Genomic DNA, 16,297 nt, shown 5'->3' on the forward strand with positions numbered 1-16,297 from the left:
CGCAAAATCCGCGTCTGTGTCTCCGACCGTTGTACCAAGCGTCAAGGCGGCCGTTTGAGATTCTGTTCCGTTACGGCATTGCAGGAAATAAAGTCGCAGTCCGTCCGATGGTTTGTTGCTCTTTCCAACCTGTCTTACAGGTCTACCGTTATTTAAACAGCCAATACCCAGCATACGATAACACGCCGCCGCCTATCATCAGCCATACGGCCAATATGCCCGCTAACAGCAGCGGTTTGACACCCGCCGCCCGCACTGCCTGCCAGCGCGTCGTCAATCCCAGTGAGAACATTGCCGTGGTAAGCAGCAGCGTATCCAGCGTCAGTACTGCCCGGTAAATGTGCGGCGGAGGGGGAAACCAACTGTTGACAACCACCACCACCAGAAATGCCGGCACAAACCACGGCACGGCAAAACGTCTGCCGTTTGCCCGTCCGTCCCTGCCGCCTGTACAGGCGGGAAGTGCCAGCAGCAACGGAGCCAGCAACATCACCCTGATCATTTTGGTGATGACCGCCACATCGGCTACGACAGGGTTAACCGCCGCTCCTGCCGCCGCCACTTGCGCCACTTCATGCACGGTGGAACCGGTATAAATACCCCAGGCAAACCATGCTGCGGCAGAAGCATCGTCAGGCAGCAGCGATGCGGCCAACAGCGGATACGCAAACATGGCCAGCGTACCGAACACCACCACGGTCGCCACCGCCACGCCTACATCGCGTTCCTCCGCCTTCAGCACCGGCTGCGCCGCTAATACCGCCGCCGCCCCGCATACCGCACTGCCCGCACCGACCAATGCGGCGGTTTTGGCATCGAGCCGAAACCGTCTGCCCAGCTTCATGGCCAGCAGCATGGTTCCCGCCACCACTGCCGCATCCACCAGCAAAGCAGGCCAGCCCACATAAGCCACTTGGCTTAAAGTAAGCCTGAAACCGTAAAGCATGATGCCCACCTGCAACAGCCATGTTTTGCCGAACGCAATTCCCCTCGCCCATAAGTCAGGCATACGCAGCAACAATGTATTGCCCAGCAGCATTCCGGCAACAATCGCCAAGGTGAGCGGGCTGATGCCCCAGCCGCTTAAAACGGGGGACTGCGCCCCTGCCATACACAATACCGATGCTGCCAACAGCGGCACCAACTGCCCTATTACGAACAAACGTTTTTTCATATTACGCATCCTGCAAAACCTGCCGCACCGTTGGTGATACCTGTTTTGCCTATTGTATTTATCTCAATGCAGCCATAAATTCCCGAGCCTGCCTGCGTGTTTGCGCGTCTTGCGCCAGCAGGCCTTCGATATCGTGACGGCCGTCTGAAAAATCTTGGGCAAGGCAGTGGGCAACGACTTTGGCAATATCGGTAAACTTAATGCGTTTATCTAAAAAAGCGGCCACGGCAACTTCGTTTGCGGCGTTCAGCACGCAAGGTGCGGCGCCGCCTGCATTCATGGCCTGATAGGCAAGTTTCAAACATGGGAAACGGTCAAAGTCAGGTTTTTGAAAGGTCAATGCGGACAATGCGCCGAAATCCAGCTCGCCCACGCCGGAGTCGATACGTTCGGGCAGGCCCAAGCAATAAGCAATCGGCGTACGCATATCGGGATTGCCCAACTGTGCCAATACCGAACCATCTCGATAACGCACCATGCTGTGTATCACGGATTGCGGATGAATGACGACTTCCAGTTTTTCCGGCGGACAGTTAAACAGCCAATGCGCCTCAATCAACTCCAAGCCCTTATTCATCATTGACGCGGAATCGACGGAAATTTTGCGCCCCATGCTCCAATTCGGATGCTTGACCGCCTGCTCGGGCGTAATGCTGTCAAATGTACTTAAATCGGTGTTAAGGAAGGGGCCGCCCGATGCGGTCAGGATAATCGAATTGATACCGTGCTCATTCAGACGGCCTGTGTAATCCCTTGGCAATACTTGGAAGATGGCGTTGTGTTCGCTGTCAATCGGCAAGACGGTGGCGCCGTTTTGACGGGCAGTTTCCATGAACAATGCGCCGGAAACCACCAGCGTTTCTTTGTTTGCCAGATAAATGGTTTTGCCTTTTTGAGCGGCGGCCAAAGCCGACGGCAAGCCGGCCGCGCCGACAATGGCACACATCACGCCGCTGACTTCATCGGCAGAGGCGACATCAATCAGGGCTTGAGAACCATATAAAACCTGTGTACTGATGTCTTCTTGTTTGAGTTTCTTTTCCAGCTCGGCCGCATGACTGACATCGCCGACAACGGCATATTCCGGGTGGAACTGTTTGCATTGCGCCGCCAGTTTATCCACCTGCCTATGCCCTGCCAGCGCGAACACGCGGAATTTTTCAGGATGGCGGGAGACAACGTCTAAAGTGCTTTCGCCTATGCTGCCGGTACTGCCTAATATGGTCAGGACTTGTTGTGTCATGGTGTGTTCTTTATGTGCTGTGCAAACGGTATTTAGTGTATTTGAAATAGATTTCTTTGCCGTTTCCAATTTTCAGACGGCCTTTTGCCTCCCAGCTGAAAAGGCCGTCTGAAAGAATTACTCAATGCCGTATTCGATGGTAACAACCAGTCGAACCTGTTTGCCGACGGTGCTTTTATCGTAAGAACCGCCGTACTCGTCGTCCTCGCTGCTGCCGGTGTCGGCATAGATGTTGAACGAGCCTTGCGAAGCAGAACGCATGGCGCCCACTTTGCCGCCGCCGGTTTTGGCAAATTCGGCCGCGCGTTTCTGCGCATCCTCAGTCGCCTGCGTGATCAAATCGCGTTTGATGGTTTCCAAATTGCCCAGCAAATATTGCGGATTGTCGAAGCGGATGAATTCGTTTTGCGCACGGAAATTCAAAATGGCGCGCTGTGCTGCTTGGATTTTGTCCAGTTTTTTGGTGTTGACCACAATATTGAGGTCGCCATCGTAGCCGTTGGGCGTGCGGGTTACGTTGCCCAGTTCATCGCGGGTTTCATTGAAAACGCGCGATACTTCGGGCAGACCCACTTTCATTTCAGCCGCCGCAAAGCCTTGCTCACCCAAAAATTTAGACAGCTTCTTGCGTCTTGCCGTCAGCAAATCCAAAACTTCCTGGTAGCTCTCGCCGTGCGCATTTACGCCCGTATTCCACGTCGCGCTGTCGGATTGGAAGTTTTTCTCCGCCAAACCTTTTACGGTAATTGTCCCCGGTTGGCGCAGATTCTTAAACTGCACGCCCAAAATAAACGCCGCAGCCATCAATCCCAGTGCCAACAATACGCCCAAGATCGATAAAGATGAAATCTGTTTTTGTTCGGACATAATCAGCTCCCCCCAACCATGTGAGACAGGCGGTTTAAAACAAATATACAAAGGCGGCATAAATACTGATAACGGCAATCAGGCTGTCCACGCGGTCGAACACGCCGCCGTGTCCCGGCAACAGATTGCTGCTGTCTTTGATACCTGCCGCACGTTTGAGCCAGCTTTCCAGCAAATCGCCGCACACGCTGACAACGGTCAGAATCAAGCCGATCAAAATAGTTTTTAACCAACCGGCTTCAAAAGCCAGCCAACCGGCTTTCCATACGATGGTCATGTATACGGCAACGCATAATGCACCGCCGATCGCACCTTCCCAGCTTTTACCCGGGCTGATGGTCGGCGCAATTTTGCGCTTGCCAAACGACTTGCCGCAGAAATACGCGCCAATATCGGCCACCCACACCAAACCCATAATTGCCAATAAAGACAGCGCATCTTCAGGCTGAGGGCGTAGGTAAACCAATGCGAACCAAAACGGCATCACCAACAACCAACCGACCGTGTAAGCCTGCCAGCCGCCGTTCAACTTCCATTTCGCTTTCAGCCACCAAGGCATGACAATCAGCCAAAACGCCAATACGACATACCAAACCAAATCAGGCAGCTGCCAACCGCCGGCATAAGCAATCACACCAAACACCAGCGTTGAAGCCAGATAATGATTGATTTTCAGCTTGTCCAAGCCGCTCATGCGGGCATATTCCCACAAAGTCAGCATAGCAATCAGGCCGCAAAACGCCGCCCACAGCCACATAGGTGCATAAAATAGCATACCCAGCATCAGCGGCAAGAGCCACAGCGCCGTCAAAATCCGTTGTTTCAACATAGTTCTCAACCCCGTTGCTGCTCAACCGGCAGCTGTTCGGAAGTCCGCCCGAAGCGGCGTTCCCGTTTTTGGAACGAAGCAATCGCCTCGCTCAGCGATTTCTCATTAAAATCAGGCCACAGCGTATCCGTAAAATACAATTCCGCATACGCCATCTGCCACAGCAGGAAATTACTGATGCGCGTCTCGCCGCCGGTGCGGATAAACAAATCCGGCTCGGGTGCATCGCCCAACATCAAATAGCGCGACAACGCCTCTTCCGTAATCTCAGCTACACCCTCGGCAATCAACTGATTTGCCGCCTGCAAAATATCCCAGCGGCCGCCATAATCGGCAGCAATGCTCAAAGTCAAACCGGTATTATTTGCCGTCAACGCCTCTGCCGCCTCAATCCCCTTCAGGATTTCAGCATTAAACCGCTCACGGCTGCCGATGACCCTCAAGCGCATATTATTATCGTGCAAACGGCGCACCTGCTTTTGCAAAGCCTGCAAAAACAGCCCCATCAGAAAAGAAACCTCTTCCTCGGGGCGTCGCCAGTTTTCAGTCGAAAAAGCAAACACGGTCAAATACTGCACACCAAGTTCAGCACAATGCTTCACCATGTTCTCCAGCGCATCCAAGCCGCGCTTATGCCCCATCACACGGGGAAGAAAACGCTTCTTTGCCCAACGTCCGTTGCCGTCCATAATCACAGCAATATGTCGGGGGATGGCAGAGTGTTCCAAAATCGTCTGCGTACTGCTTTTCATGTCTGCCTTTCAGGGAGCAAACCGTCCAAAGGCCGTCTGAACGGTTTGCACACAGGATTAAATCGCCATCAAATCTTCTTCTTTGGCAGCCAAGAGCTTGTCTGCCTCAGCAATGTATTTGTCGGTCAACTTCTGAACCGCTTCCTCGCCACGGCGGGCTTCATCTTCAGAAATCTCTTTGTCTTTCAACAATTTTTTGATGTGGTCATTTGCATCACGGCGCACATTGCGGATAGACACACGGCCCTCTTCCGCCTCGCCGCGTACCACTTTGATCAAATCTTTACGGCGTTCCTCAGTCAACATAGGCATAGGGACACGGATCAAATCTCCGACAGAAGCAGGGTTCAGGCCCAAGTTGGAATCACGGATCGCTTTCTCAACTTTTGCAGCCATATTGCTCTCGAAAGGTTTCACACCAATCGTACGCGCATCCAAAAGCGTTACGTTCGCTACTTGGCTTACAGGCACCATGCTGCCCCAATATTCCACTTCCACTTGGTCAAGCAGGCCGGTATGCGCACGGCCGGTACGCACTTTAGCCAAATTGTCTTTCAATACTTCCAGAGAACGCTGCATTTTGCCTTCAGCTGTCTTTTGAATATCATTAATCATCTTATACTTTCAATTTCATAGGAATAAAACAGGATTAACCGAGAATAGTACCGTTAAACCGCCCCCACGACAAGGCTTTACGCCCCAACAGCCTTGTTTTCTAACCGATATTTAACATCAAACAAAATAAAGGCCGTCTGAAAATCTTTCAGACGGCCCTTATTATTTCAAGCAACTACATCAACTGGGTCTTTTGGCTTGATTTATTTGCCGGCTGACCCCAAGCTGAAATCTCCCTATCATTTTCAATCGGCATCTAATTTTCATAACTCAAAAGCTAACAGTTGTACTCTTGGTAATTAAAGTTAACTCGCCCTCAATATCTACAATCACTATCTAAAATCTTCTCTCTGAAGTAATGAAGTTCGCAAGATAAATCCAAATATAGCAACCTACCTTCCTATGCAAATTTTCACATTAGTTTGCAAAATTTGTATAAAAATTGTATTACGTTATAATTGGTTTTATTCGAATACGTTATTTAATTCACCTGAAAACGAACAGATAAATGCAAATTAACTGGAGAATATCTATGAACAAATTACTCATTCTATGCTCAGCATTAGCACTTTCTGCCTGTGTTGTACCACATCCTTATACTTCAACCGAATATCAAAAATATAAACAAAGTGATTTGAAAGTACCAAATCAACCTTATCCTATACGTTTAGAAGGAGAGTTCGAGCGTAATGGTAAGTCTTTCCCCAAAGCAAATCCGGCTCTAACAAAAGCTGCCAAAATTGCACTAAACGGAACAAAGATTGTAACAGTAGATCCGCAAGCCCAAAACAGCCTAAAAATCCATGCCAACAATATCGCCAATATTGGTGGTGCAGTAGGTAACGGTATAAAAACAGGTCTGACTTTTGGATTAGCAGGCAGTACAGTTCAGGATTACTATCAATTCTACTGTAGCTACTCAGATGGCAAAAAAGAATTAAACCGTTCCGAATTTAATCACGCTATTGTGACTACTTTTGGTTTAACCTCCACACCAAAAGAGCTGACTCCCCATAGCAATCTGGATCAGGCATTTATCTCTGTAACCAAAGATATTGTCGTTAATTGCTTAGGCGACTTGCAAAACAAAGGTTTCTTGTTACCAGAAGCAGCCAATACCAATGCGGGCAGCAACTGAAGTTTCTGAAGATGTTGCCAAAGCTGCCATTATAAACCTGAATATGGCAACTCTAGGTCAATGTTCCAAAGCTCATCCCTAAAGCAATCCGTATTTGACATATAAAAAGGCCGTCTGAAAATCTTTCAGACGGCCTTTTTATGTGTCAAATCCTACTCTCTATTCCGCTCATTCCAAAAGTAACGCCATACAAAGCATGGAAAGGCAAAAATCAGGTAGAGGCAGACAACGGTCGCGTAAAACTCCCAATCTTGGGCATGTACGGCACCGGCTCGCGATTCGAGGATATAGGCGAGGATCGCGGTAAGAAGGAAGCCTGCCAGCAATTCGATCAAGTGATGGCCGATATGTTTGCGTTTCAGGGCGATGATGCCGAAAAATTTGGTGGTAATAAATGGTGCGTTGGCAAAGATAAGTGCCAACAGCAAAAGAATGTACATGGATGCGGTCATGATGGTCTTTCTGTTTTCAGACGGCCTGTGTGTGATTTTAACATGTTAAACGGGCATTCTTGCCCATCATTATCTGTGGAATATTCAATATCTTGATGATGCCCGCTTGATGATTGTTCAAAGGCTTTAGGCCGTCTGAACTTGGGTATATTTCATCCGAATGCGAATCCTAACAAAAACGGCGACTTTGGAACAGCCGCCGTTGGTTTTGTTTGAAGCTTACAGGGTATTTTCCAATGCTTTGGCACACCAGTCGATAACGGTTTGCGGCATGATACCCCACAGGAGCAGCAGGAAGGCATTGACCGTCAGGACAAATTTGGCGGCATAGTTGCTGCCGACCGGCTGGTCATGGTCAGGTGCATCGAAGTAGATGACTTTGATCACACGCAGGTAGTAGAACGCGCCAATCAGAGACATGATGACGGCAAACACTGACAACCAAACATAGCCTTGTTTCAAGAGCGCCATAATCACGCCGAACTTGGCGTAGAAGCCCATCAGCGGCGGAATACCTGCCATGGAGAACATGGACAACAACATCAGGAAGGCAAACCATGCATGGCGGTGGTTGAGGCCAGCGAGGTCTTTGATGTCTTCACACTCAATATCTTTGGTAGACAATACCATCAAAACACCGAAGCTGACTGCCGCCATCAAAGCATAGGTAATGGCGTAATACAAACCTGCGGTAAAGCCGACCGCGCCTGCCATAAACGCCAACAGGATAAAGCCCATGTGCGATACGGTGGAATAGGCAAGCATACGTTTGATATTGGTTTGCATGATGGCGGCAAGGTTACCGACCACCAAAGAAGCAACAGCAAGGATGGCCAACATCGGCGCCCAGTCTGAATGTATGGTATCCATACCTGTAATCAGGATACGGAATGCGAAGACAACGGCGGCAATTTTCGGAGCCGTACCCACAAAGGCGGTAACAGAGGTCGGCGCGCCATCGTACACATCGGGTACCCACATATGGAATGGAACCGCACCCAATTTAAATGCAATGGCAACCACAATAAATACCACACCTAATTTCAGCAGCCATTGATTAGCCTGCCCATTGGCCGCAGAGGCCAAGACGGAAGCAAAATCAAGAGAACCGGTGGCGCCGTAAACCATGGAAATACCATAGAGCAACAAGCCGGAGGCCAATGCGCCCAATACAAAGTATTTCAGCGCAGCCTCGGCAGACCGACCGGAATCGCGACGCAGGGCAATCATGGCGTACAGCGATAAAGACAACAATTCCAAACCAATATACGCAGTCAAGAAATGTGCCGAGCTGACCATGACACTCATACCCAACAGGGCAAACAGCGACAAGGTATAAAACTCGCCTTTAAAAATTTGGCGATCTTGGTTGTACGGTTTACTGTAAATAAACAGACTGAATGTCAGCGCATACAACACTAGCTTCGCCAAACGAGACATGCCGTCTGCAATATACATTCCATTAAACGTAAGCAGACTGCCCTGTTCCCATACTGCCAATTGGGTGACGGCCACGACAATGACCGTTCCCAAACTCATCAGATGGGTCAGATAGCGGTTTTTATCGCAAATCCACAAGTCTGCCAGCAATACGACACCCAATAGCGCAAGCAGCACGATTTCGGGCATGGCGGGCATTAAATTCAAATCAGACCAGTTCATTTACACACCTCAAATCTTGCTTTGTGCCACATGGGCAATCAAATCGTTTGCCGCTTGATGCACCACTTCGATAAACGCTTGCGGATACAGACCCATGCCCAAAACAGCAACCGCCAAAATCGCCAAAATCGCAAATTCGCGGCAATTGATGTCTTTCATTTCGGCAACGTGCGGATTGTGGATCGCACCAAAAATAACGCGTTTGTACATCCACAGGGTATAAGACGCACCGTAAATCAGAGTCATAGCAGCCAACGCACCTACCCAGAAATTCACTTTAACCGCACCCATAATCACCATAAACTCGCCCACGAAGCCGGAAGTCGCAGGCAAACCGGCATTGGCCATACCGAACAACATCATAAACGCCGCAAACTTAGGCATCACATTGACCACGCCGCCATAATCGGCAATATTGCGGGTATGCAGGCGGTCGTACATCACACCGATACACATAAACATCGCGGCAGACACGAAACCGTGGGAAATCATTTGAATGATTGCGCCTTTCAATGCCCAGTCATTCAGTTGGCCGTTCACAAACAGGAACATACCCAAAGTGACAAAACCCATATGGCTGATGGAAGAGTATGCCACCAGTTTTTTCATATCGGTTTGCACCAAAGCCACCATACCGATATAAATCACGGCAATCAGGCTCAATACGATGATTACAGGGGCAAAATAGCGTGCCGCATCCGGCATAATCGGCAGGATAAAGCGCAAGAAACCATACGCACCCAGTTTCAGCGTAATTGCCGCCAACACCATCGAACCGCCGGTCGGCGCTTCAACGTGGGCATCCGGCAACCAAGTGTGCACGGGGAACATCGGCACTTTTACAGCGAATGACAGGAAGAACGCCACAAACAAAAGCTGTTGTACGCCCAACGGAATCTGTTTGATGTTTTGGAAATCGACAATAGAGAAGCTGCCTGTTTGATAGTACAGGTAAACCATGGCAACCAGCATCAAGAGCGAACCCATCAGCGTATAGAGGAACAGCTTGACCGACGCATAGACGCGGCGCGGGCCGCCCCATACACCGATAATCAGGTACAGCGGAATCAGCATACCCTCAAAGAACACATAAAACAGAATCGCATCCTGCGCAGCAAACGCGCCGTTAATCAAACCCGACATCATCAGGAATGCCGCCATATACTGCGCCGGACGTTTCTGAATGACTTCCCAACCGGCCAATACCACCAACAGCGTAATAAACGCATTCAAGATGATAAAGAGCACTGAAATACCGTCCACGCCCAATGCGTAGTTGATTTTCAGAAGCGGAATCCACTCGTGGAACTCGGTAAACTGATAGCCGCCGCTCAAACGGTCGAAACCGGTAAACAGGGGCAGCGTTACCAAGAAACCGGCAAGCGCACCCATGAAGGCAAGCACACGCGCCAGCGGCGCACGGCTGTCTTTACCGGTCGCCAAAACCAGCACACCTGCGGCGATGGGTATCCATATTGCCAAGCTGAGTAGGTAGTTGGAAAACATAGTGGTTAACCTGTGGTTAAAATAAAAAATATAGTTGTGTGGGTTGGTCTTTCAGACGACGTTTTAAGAGGTCGTCTGAAAAAGATTATGTGTATTTTGCATATGGCGGAATCAATAAAAACGTATATCTGCCGTCATTCTTTCATTCCATTGCCGCCTAAAACCTTCTTTTCAGACGACCTCAAACACTGCCTTCTTTCTCGATCACCAAAATCCGCGCTTCGCCGCACGGATGGGCGACGTGTTCCGTACCGATTCCTGCATAGAAGATGTCGCCGCTTTTCAACCGAACGATGCGTTCTTCGCCGTTTTCTCGGTAGTGCATATCGACTTCGCCGTCCATCACGGCAAACACTTCCTCGCCGTCGTTGACGTGCCATTTGTAGGGCTGGTCCGTCCAGTGCAAACGCACGGTGGTGCCGTTCATATTGGCGATGTCGAATGCGCCCCATGCTCGGGAAGCGGTAAATTCGGCGGAGTGGATGGTTTGTGTGTCGGGCATTTTCGCGTCTCTTTGATTCTGTATCTAGATAAACCTAGCGATACAACTGTTTATTAAATCCCGTACCTATCCAAGTAAATCAATTATGAACGAAATGCTGCCTACGCCCCGCCTACTCGGTTGGTTTCCATCTCAAGTTTAATGAACGCATCAATCATACTACGCCAAACTGCTTCTGCTACTTCGGGTGACAAACCGGCCTTTTCAGCATAAGCGCGGCGCGAGGCAATCACTTGAGCCACCCGTTCGGGCGCGGAAACCGCCTGCACATCGTTTTTAGGTTTCAGACGGCCTGCCTGCCGTACCAGCTTCTGCCGGCGGGCGAGTAATTCTATTAATTCCTTGTCCAAACCATCGATGGCTTCACGGACTTCATCCAGGGTTTGCGGTAATTTGTCTTCAACCATTGTTTCTCGTGTTTCCTTTTTCAGACGACCTTAAACGCCGTCTGAAAATCTCATTTTTACCTGAACAATCCCCAGAAAGTCATGCCGAGCAGTACCAATACGCCGAATACCATAGCGGCTGCGTAGGTGTAGATAAAGCCGGTTTGGGCTTTACGCACTTGCGCGGCAATCGCGCCGACCAGTTTGGCGGAGCCGTTGACAATACCGTTGTCGATAATGGCGGTATCGCCGACTTTCCAGAAGAAGGTACCCAATGCGCGTGTGCCTTTGGCAAAAACGTTGAAATACAGGACGTCGAGGTAGTATTTGTTTTCAAACAAAACGTAAATTGGACGGAACGCCTGTGCAATTTTCGCAGGCAGGTGCGGCAGTTTGACGTACAGAAGCCATGCGCTCAAGACACCTGCGATAGCAAGGTAGAGTACAGGCGAATGCAGGCTGTGCGACACCATTGCCAATGCACCGTGGAACTCTTCCTTCATGATGTGCATGGTCGGATGCGCGTCGGCATTAACAAAAATCACGTCTTTGAAGAAATCGCCGTAAAGCATAGGCTCGATGGCAACGTAGCCGATGATGACGGACGGAATGGCAAGCAGAATCAAAGGCAGGGTAACAACCAACGGGCTTTCGTGCGGATTGTCGTTTTTGCCCAAGCCGTGATGCTCTTCACCATGATGATCGTCATGATGCTCAGGCAGGCTGCGCCATTTCTCTTCACCGTGGAACACCATAAAGTATTGGCGGAACGCGTAAAACGCGGTAACGAACACGCTGGCGAGGACGGCGAAATAAGCAAAGCCGCTGCCCGGCAGGGTGCTGTATTTCGCTGCTTCGATAATCGAATCTTTGGAATAGAAGCCGGAGAAGAACGGCGTACCAATCAGCGACAAGTTACCGATCAACATGGTCAGCCAAGTAATCGGCATGTATTTTTTCAGGTTACCCATGTGGCGCATGTCTTGGTCGTGATGCATACCGATAATCGCGCTACCTGCGGCCAAGAACAACAAGGCTTTAAAGAAAGCGTGGGTCATCACATGGAACATTGCCACGGAATAAGCAGACGCGCCCAAAGCCACAGTCATATAACCCAGTTGCGACAGGGTAGAATACGCAACCACACGTTTGATGTCGTTTTGAATCACGCCCAAGAAACCCATAAACAGGGCGGTAATCGCACCAATCACCATGATGACTGACAGCGCAGTGCTGCTCATCTCATAAATCGGCGACATACGCGATACCATGAACAGACCGGCGGTAACCATGGTTGCGGCGTGAATCAATGCAGAAATCGGGGTCGGGCCTTCCATCGAATCAGGCAGCCAGACGTGCAGAGGGAATTGTGCCGATTTACCCATCGCACCGACAAACAGGAGCAAACAGGTTACAGTAATCAAAGACCATTCCACACCGGGGAACAATTGAATGGTGGCCGTCTGAACATTAGGCAGATAAGCGAATACATCTTGATAGCGCAGGCTGCCGCCGAAATAGGCAAGCACCAAGCCGATACCGAGCAAAAAGCCGAAGTCGCCGACACGGTTGATCAAAAAGGCTTTCAGGTTGGCAAATGTTGCGCTCGGACGTTTGAAATAGAAACCAATCAAAAGGTACGACACCAAGCCCACAGCCTCCCAGCCGAAGAAGAGCTGGATGAAGTTGTTGCTCATAATCAGCATCAACATGCTGAAAGTAAACAAAGAAATATAGCTAAAGAAGCGTTGGTAGCCGACTTTTTCATCATGCATATAACCGATGGTATAGATATGCACCATCAACGACACGCCCGTTACAACAACCATCATCATCGCCGTCATCGTATCGACCAAGAAGCCGACGGAGAAATCCAAGCCGCCCATTGTCAGCCAGGTATAAACGTTCTCGTCAAACTTGGTACGGCTGCCATTGAGGAATCCCCACAGCACATAAGCCGATAGCACGGCAGACACCGCCACACCGAGTATCGTAACCGTATGCGCACCGGCACGTCCGATTTTGTTGCCGAACAAACCTGCAATCAACGAGCCTGCCAAAGGCACAAGGGCAATTACCAAATATAAAGTCATGTCGTTCATGATTACCCTTTCAACTCATCCAAATCGGCAACGTTGATTGTTTTTCTGTTACGGTACACCAATACCATAATCGCCAAACCGATGGCGGATTCGGCAGCGGCAACGGTCAGTACGAAAAATACGAAAATCTGTCCGGCAGTATCGCCCAAATATTGGGAGAAAGCGATAAAGTTGAAGTTCACCGCCAAAAGCATCAGCTCGATGGACATCAGCAATACCAGCACGTTTTTGCGGTTCATAAAGATACCCATTGCGCTGATACCGAACAGGAGCGCACCCAATACCAGATAATGCGTCAAGGTAATCATGCTTTGCCCTCCCCTTCCTGCTTGAGGTCGTCTGAAACTTCGTTTTCTTCGGCAGATTCGACTTGCGGTTTAACCGCTTCCATTTTCACCAGACGCATACGGCCTTGATCGGCGCGTACTTTAACTTGGTCGGCAGGATCCATGCGTTTCGGATTGGTAGTTTTGCGGTGAACCAGCGCAATCGCGGCCACCATACCCAACAGCAGCAATACCGCCGCCAATTCAAACGGCAACAGGTAGTCGGTATAAATACGGCTGCCCAAATCGCGGATATTATTGTAATCAGCCGGAATGTCTTTCATCAAACCAAATGCGGCCAGGTCGGTTTTCGGATTGATCAAAATCAGGATCAGGGCAACCGCCAACAATGTGCCGACCACACCGGCAACAGGCGCATGACGCCAGAAACCGGCGCGCATTTCTTCAATGTCGATGTTCAACATCATCACGACGAACAGGAACAACACCATCACGGCGCCGACGTAAACCACCACCAGCGTCACGCCCAAGAATTCGGCCTGCATCAGCATCCAAAGCATCGCGCTCACGCAGAAGGTCAGCACCAGATGCAAAGCGGCGTGAACAGGGTTTTTAGCGGTAACGGTACGAACCGCACCGTACAAAACGATGGCGGCAAGAATATAGAACAGAATCGCGGAAAAAGTCATTCGTCTGCTCCTTAACGATACGGCGCATCAGCGGCTTTGCGTTTGGCGATTTCAGCTTCGTATTTGTCGCCAATGGCCAAAAGAATCGGCTTGGTCATGTGCAAGTCGCCTTTTTTCTCGCCGTGGTATTCAAAAATATGGGTTTCCACAATCGCATCGGTCGGGCAGGCCTCTTCGCAGAAACCGCAGAAGATGCACTTGGTCAGGTCGATGTCGTAACGCTTGGTGCGGCGGGTGCCGTCTTCGCGTTCTTCCGATTCGATGTTAATCGCCATTGCCGGACAAACTGCCTCACACAATTTACACGCAATACAGCGTTCTTCGCCGTTCGGATAGCGGCGTTGGGCGTGTAGGCCGCGGAAACGCACGGATTGCGGCGTTTTTTCTTCAGGGAAGTAAATCGTGTCTTTGCGGGCAAAAAAGTTTTTGAGCGTTACGCCCATGCCTTTCACCAATTCGCCCAGCAGGAAGGTTTTTACTAAATTAGCCATTTTCGGATGCTCTTTTCGGATTGTTCTGTTTACAGGCCGTCTGAAAGCGGTTTTTTAACCTGCCGCGCCCACCATTTCTAAAAACTCTGCTTCGGTCAGCTTCGGGGTATCGTTGGCCAAGTCGTAATACGGAGCTTTGCAATCGATAAAGATTTGCGAAGTGGTTTCAAAGCCCGCGTTGTCGGCAAACAGCCCGGCGTTGATGTAATAATCGTTGCCAACTTTCACAAACAGATGTGTGCCGCAGTGTTTGCAAAAACAGCGTTGCGCCCATTCGGACGACTGATAATGCGCAATGTGTTCGCTGCCTGTAATTTCAGGCGACTGGGCGGCCAAAGTAAAAGACGCGCCGCCGCCCCATACGCGGCATTTTCCGCAATGGCAGGCGTGGAGTTCGCGGTTTTCGGCGGTTTCCAGTGATACTGCGCCACACAGGCATTGAGCTTTCATTAGGTTCTCTCGGTTTGAAACGGTTAAAAATTTGGGTTATAGGCTACCTGAAAACTTTCAGACGGCCTCCCTGCCCTATTTCCACAAATTCAGCGGTGAAATCATCCACACGCCCAAAATCACGATGTAGGCGAAGCCGATCGGAATCAGCACTTTCCAGCCCAAACGCATGATTTGGTCGTAACGGTAGCGCGGGAAGGTTGCACGGATCCACAGGTACCAGTACAGCACCGCCGCCATTTTCACGAACATCCAGAAGGCGGAAGGCGTACCGATAAAGCCCCAGCTTTGCGGGAACGGAGACAACCAACCGCCGAGGAACATCAGCGATGTCAGCGCAGCAATCAGAATCATGAAAATGTATTCGGCAAGGAAGAACAGCGCGAATGCGAAGCCGGAGTATTCAACGTGGTGACCGGCAACGATTTCAGATTCACCCTCTGCCACGTCAAACGGTGCGCGGTTGGTTTCGGCAACGGCGGAAATCAGATAGACGATGAAGATGGGGAAGAGTGGCAGCCAGTTCCAAGAGAATACCGAACCGCCGGCAATACCTTTGGCTTGTGCGGCGACAATATCGGAGAAGTTCATACTGCCCGATACCATCACGACGCACACCAGCGCGGCACTCATGGCAATCTCGTAGGAAATGCTTTGTGCGGAAGCACGCATTGCGCCCAAGAACGAATATTTGGAGTTGGAAGCCCAGCCCGCGATGATCACGCCGTAAACCGACAGCGAGGTAATCATCAGGATATACAAAAGGCCGATATTGATGTTGGTCAGCACCCATTCTTCGTTGAACGGAATCACTGCCCATGCCGCGAAAGACGGGGCGAGCGACATAATCGGGCCGATATAGAATAAGGCTTTGTTTGACAGCTTCGGACGGGTTACCTCTTTAAACAAGAGTTTGAACACGTCGGCAAACGGCTGAATCAGACCCCACGGGCCGGTTACGTTCGGGCCGACACGAAGCTGCATAAAGCCGATGACTTTACGTTCGAAATACGTCAGGTAGGCAACGGTCAGAATCAGCGGAATCAGGATAATCACGATTTTGACGATGACGGATACCACCAAGCCTACGGTGATGCCCAAATCGCCCAGACCGAGCGTTGCGGCAAAGAGGTTTTGGAACCATTCTTGCAT

General features: G+C 50.2%; 18 protein-coding genes. 1 reads left to right on the forward strand and 17 read right to left on the reverse strand.

The annotated features are described in order from the left end of the window. Nucleotides 1–148: 148 nt before the first annotated feature. From ACTHS8_RS05740 to frr, 6 genes are all read right to left on the reverse strand, one after another. Nucleotides 149–1,174 carry a YeiH family putative sulfate export transporter gene (locus tag ACTHS8_RS05740; RefSeq protein WP_314589772.1) on the reverse strand — a complete coding sequence of 342 codons (1,026 nt, stop codon included), beginning with the start codon at nucleotides 1,172–1,174 and terminating at the stop codon, nucleotides 149–151. Nucleotides 1,175–1,232: 58 nt separating this feature from the next. Further along, nucleotides 1,233–2,417, reverse strand: coding sequence for a 1-deoxy-D-xylulose-5-phosphate reductoisomerase (ispC, locus tag ACTHS8_RS05745; RefSeq protein WP_440373211.1), 1,185 nt, complete (start codon nucleotides 2,415–2,417; stop codon nucleotides 1,233–1,235). 117 nt (nucleotides 2,418–2,534) lie between these two features. Continuing rightward, nucleotides 2,535–3,284 carry an SIMPL domain-containing protein gene (locus ACTHS8_RS05750; RefSeq protein WP_003686550.1) on the reverse strand — a complete coding sequence of 250 codons (750 nt, stop codon included), beginning with the start codon at nucleotides 3,282–3,284 and terminating at the stop codon, nucleotides 2,535–2,537. 34 nt (nucleotides 3,285–3,318) lie between these two features. Then, on the reverse strand, nucleotides 3,319–4,113 hold the full coding sequence (locus ACTHS8_RS05755) for a phosphatidate cytidylyltransferase (RefSeq protein ID WP_049332974.1): 795 nt from the start codon (nucleotides 4,111–4,113) through the stop codon (nucleotides 3,319–3,321). Between the two features lie 5 nt (nucleotides 4,114–4,118). After that, nucleotides 4,119–4,865: an isoprenyl transferase gene (locus ACTHS8_RS05760; RefSeq protein ID WP_254342646.1), complete on the reverse strand. Its 747-nt coding sequence runs from the start codon at nucleotides 4,863–4,865 to the stop codon at nucleotides 4,119–4,121. 57 nt (nucleotides 4,866–4,922) lie between these two features. Further along, complete coding sequence (gene frr / locus ACTHS8_RS05765; protein ID WP_003686718.1) at nucleotides 4,923–5,480, reverse strand: ribosome recycling factor; 558 nt, start codon at nucleotides 5,478–5,480, stop codon at nucleotides 4,923–4,925. Nucleotides 5,481–6,012: 532 nt separating this feature from the next. Between frr and ACTHS8_RS05770 the strand changes: the two genes are divergently transcribed. Beyond that, nucleotides 6,013–6,618 (forward strand): hypothetical protein, encoded by a 606-nt coding sequence (locus ACTHS8_RS05770; RefSeq protein ID WP_250581214.1) that lies wholly within the window; start codon nucleotides 6,013–6,015, stop codon nucleotides 6,616–6,618. Nucleotides 6,619–6,770: 152 nt separating this feature from the next. Here the strand turns inward: ACTHS8_RS05770 and ACTHS8_RS05775 are convergent, their stop codons facing one another. The 11 genes from ACTHS8_RS05775 to nuoH all read right to left on the reverse strand — a co-directional run bounded on the left by ACTHS8_RS05775 (nucleotide 6,771) and on the right by nuoH (nucleotide 16,297). Then, nucleotides 6,771–7,070 carry a DUF2818 family protein gene (locus ACTHS8_RS05775; protein WP_003686671.1) on the reverse strand — a complete coding sequence of 100 codons (300 nt, stop codon included), beginning with the start codon at nucleotides 7,068–7,070 and terminating at the stop codon, nucleotides 6,771–6,773. A 219-nt stretch (nucleotides 7,071–7,289) separates the two neighbouring features. Beyond that, entirely contained in the window at nucleotides 7,290–8,732 is a 1,443-nt protein-coding gene (gene nuoN, locus ACTHS8_RS05780) for an NADH-quinone oxidoreductase subunit NuoN (protein WP_063076535.1), read from the reverse strand. 9 nt (nucleotides 8,733–8,741) lie between these two features. Then, complete coding sequence (locus tag ACTHS8_RS05785; RefSeq protein WP_070461043.1) at nucleotides 8,742–10,238, reverse strand: NADH-quinone oxidoreductase subunit M; 1,497 nt, start codon at nucleotides 10,236–10,238, stop codon at nucleotides 8,742–8,744. A 181-nt stretch (nucleotides 10,239–10,419) separates the two neighbouring features. Beyond that, nucleotides 10,420–10,740 (reverse strand): cupin, encoded by a 321-nt coding sequence (locus tag ACTHS8_RS05790; RefSeq protein WP_063076533.1) that lies wholly within the window; start codon nucleotides 10,738–10,740, stop codon nucleotides 10,420–10,422. Nucleotides 10,741–10,841: 101 nt separating this feature from the next. Continuing rightward, nucleotides 10,842–11,147 (reverse strand): chorismate mutase, encoded by a 306-nt coding sequence (locus tag ACTHS8_RS05795; protein WP_440373212.1) that lies wholly within the window; start codon nucleotides 11,145–11,147, stop codon nucleotides 10,842–10,844. Nucleotides 11,148–11,203: 56 nt separating this feature from the next. Beyond that, the gene (nuoL, locus tag ACTHS8_RS05800; RefSeq protein WP_440373213.1) at nucleotides 11,204–13,228 is read right to left on the reverse strand and encodes an NADH-quinone oxidoreductase subunit L; all 2,025 of its coding nucleotides are present in this window, start codon (nucleotides 13,226–13,228) and stop codon (nucleotides 11,204–11,206) included. Between the two features lie 2 nt (nucleotides 13,229–13,230). Continuing rightward, the gene (gene nuoK / locus ACTHS8_RS05805; protein WP_003747881.1) at nucleotides 13,231–13,536 is read right to left on the reverse strand and encodes an NADH-quinone oxidoreductase subunit NuoK; all 306 of its coding nucleotides are present in this window, start codon (nucleotides 13,534–13,536) and stop codon (nucleotides 13,231–13,233) included. After that, nucleotides 13,533–14,204 carry an NADH-quinone oxidoreductase subunit J gene (locus ACTHS8_RS05810; protein ID WP_440373214.1) on the reverse strand — a complete coding sequence of 224 codons (672 nt, stop codon included), beginning with the start codon at nucleotides 14,202–14,204 and terminating at the stop codon, nucleotides 13,533–13,535. Before ACTHS8_RS05810 ends, nuoK begins: the two co-directional genes overlap by 4 nt. An 11-nt stretch (nucleotides 14,205–14,215) precedes the next feature. Beyond that, a complete protein-coding gene (gene nuoI / locus ACTHS8_RS05815; protein WP_002216341.1) occupies nucleotides 14,216–14,695 on the reverse strand; it encodes an NADH-quinone oxidoreductase subunit NuoI in 480 nt (159 codons plus the stop codon). A gap of 54 nt (nucleotides 14,696–14,749) precedes the next feature. Beyond that, the gene (locus tag ACTHS8_RS05820) at nucleotides 14,750–15,145 is read right to left on the reverse strand and encodes a GFA family protein (protein ID WP_003686531.1); all 396 of its coding nucleotides are present in this window, start codon (nucleotides 15,143–15,145) and stop codon (nucleotides 14,750–14,752) included. A gap of 75 nt (nucleotides 15,146–15,220) precedes the next feature. Further along, nucleotides 15,221–16,297, reverse strand: coding sequence for an NADH-quinone oxidoreductase subunit NuoH (gene nuoH, locus ACTHS8_RS05825; RefSeq protein WP_002216340.1), 1,077 nt, complete (start codon nucleotides 16,295–16,297; stop codon nucleotides 15,221–15,223).

It is taken from the genome of Neisseria sp. P0016.S008, assembly GCF_051957775.1.
Classification (GTDB): domain Bacteria; phylum Pseudomonadota; class Gammaproteobacteria; order Burkholderiales; family Neisseriaceae; genus Neisseria; species Neisseria flavescens_B.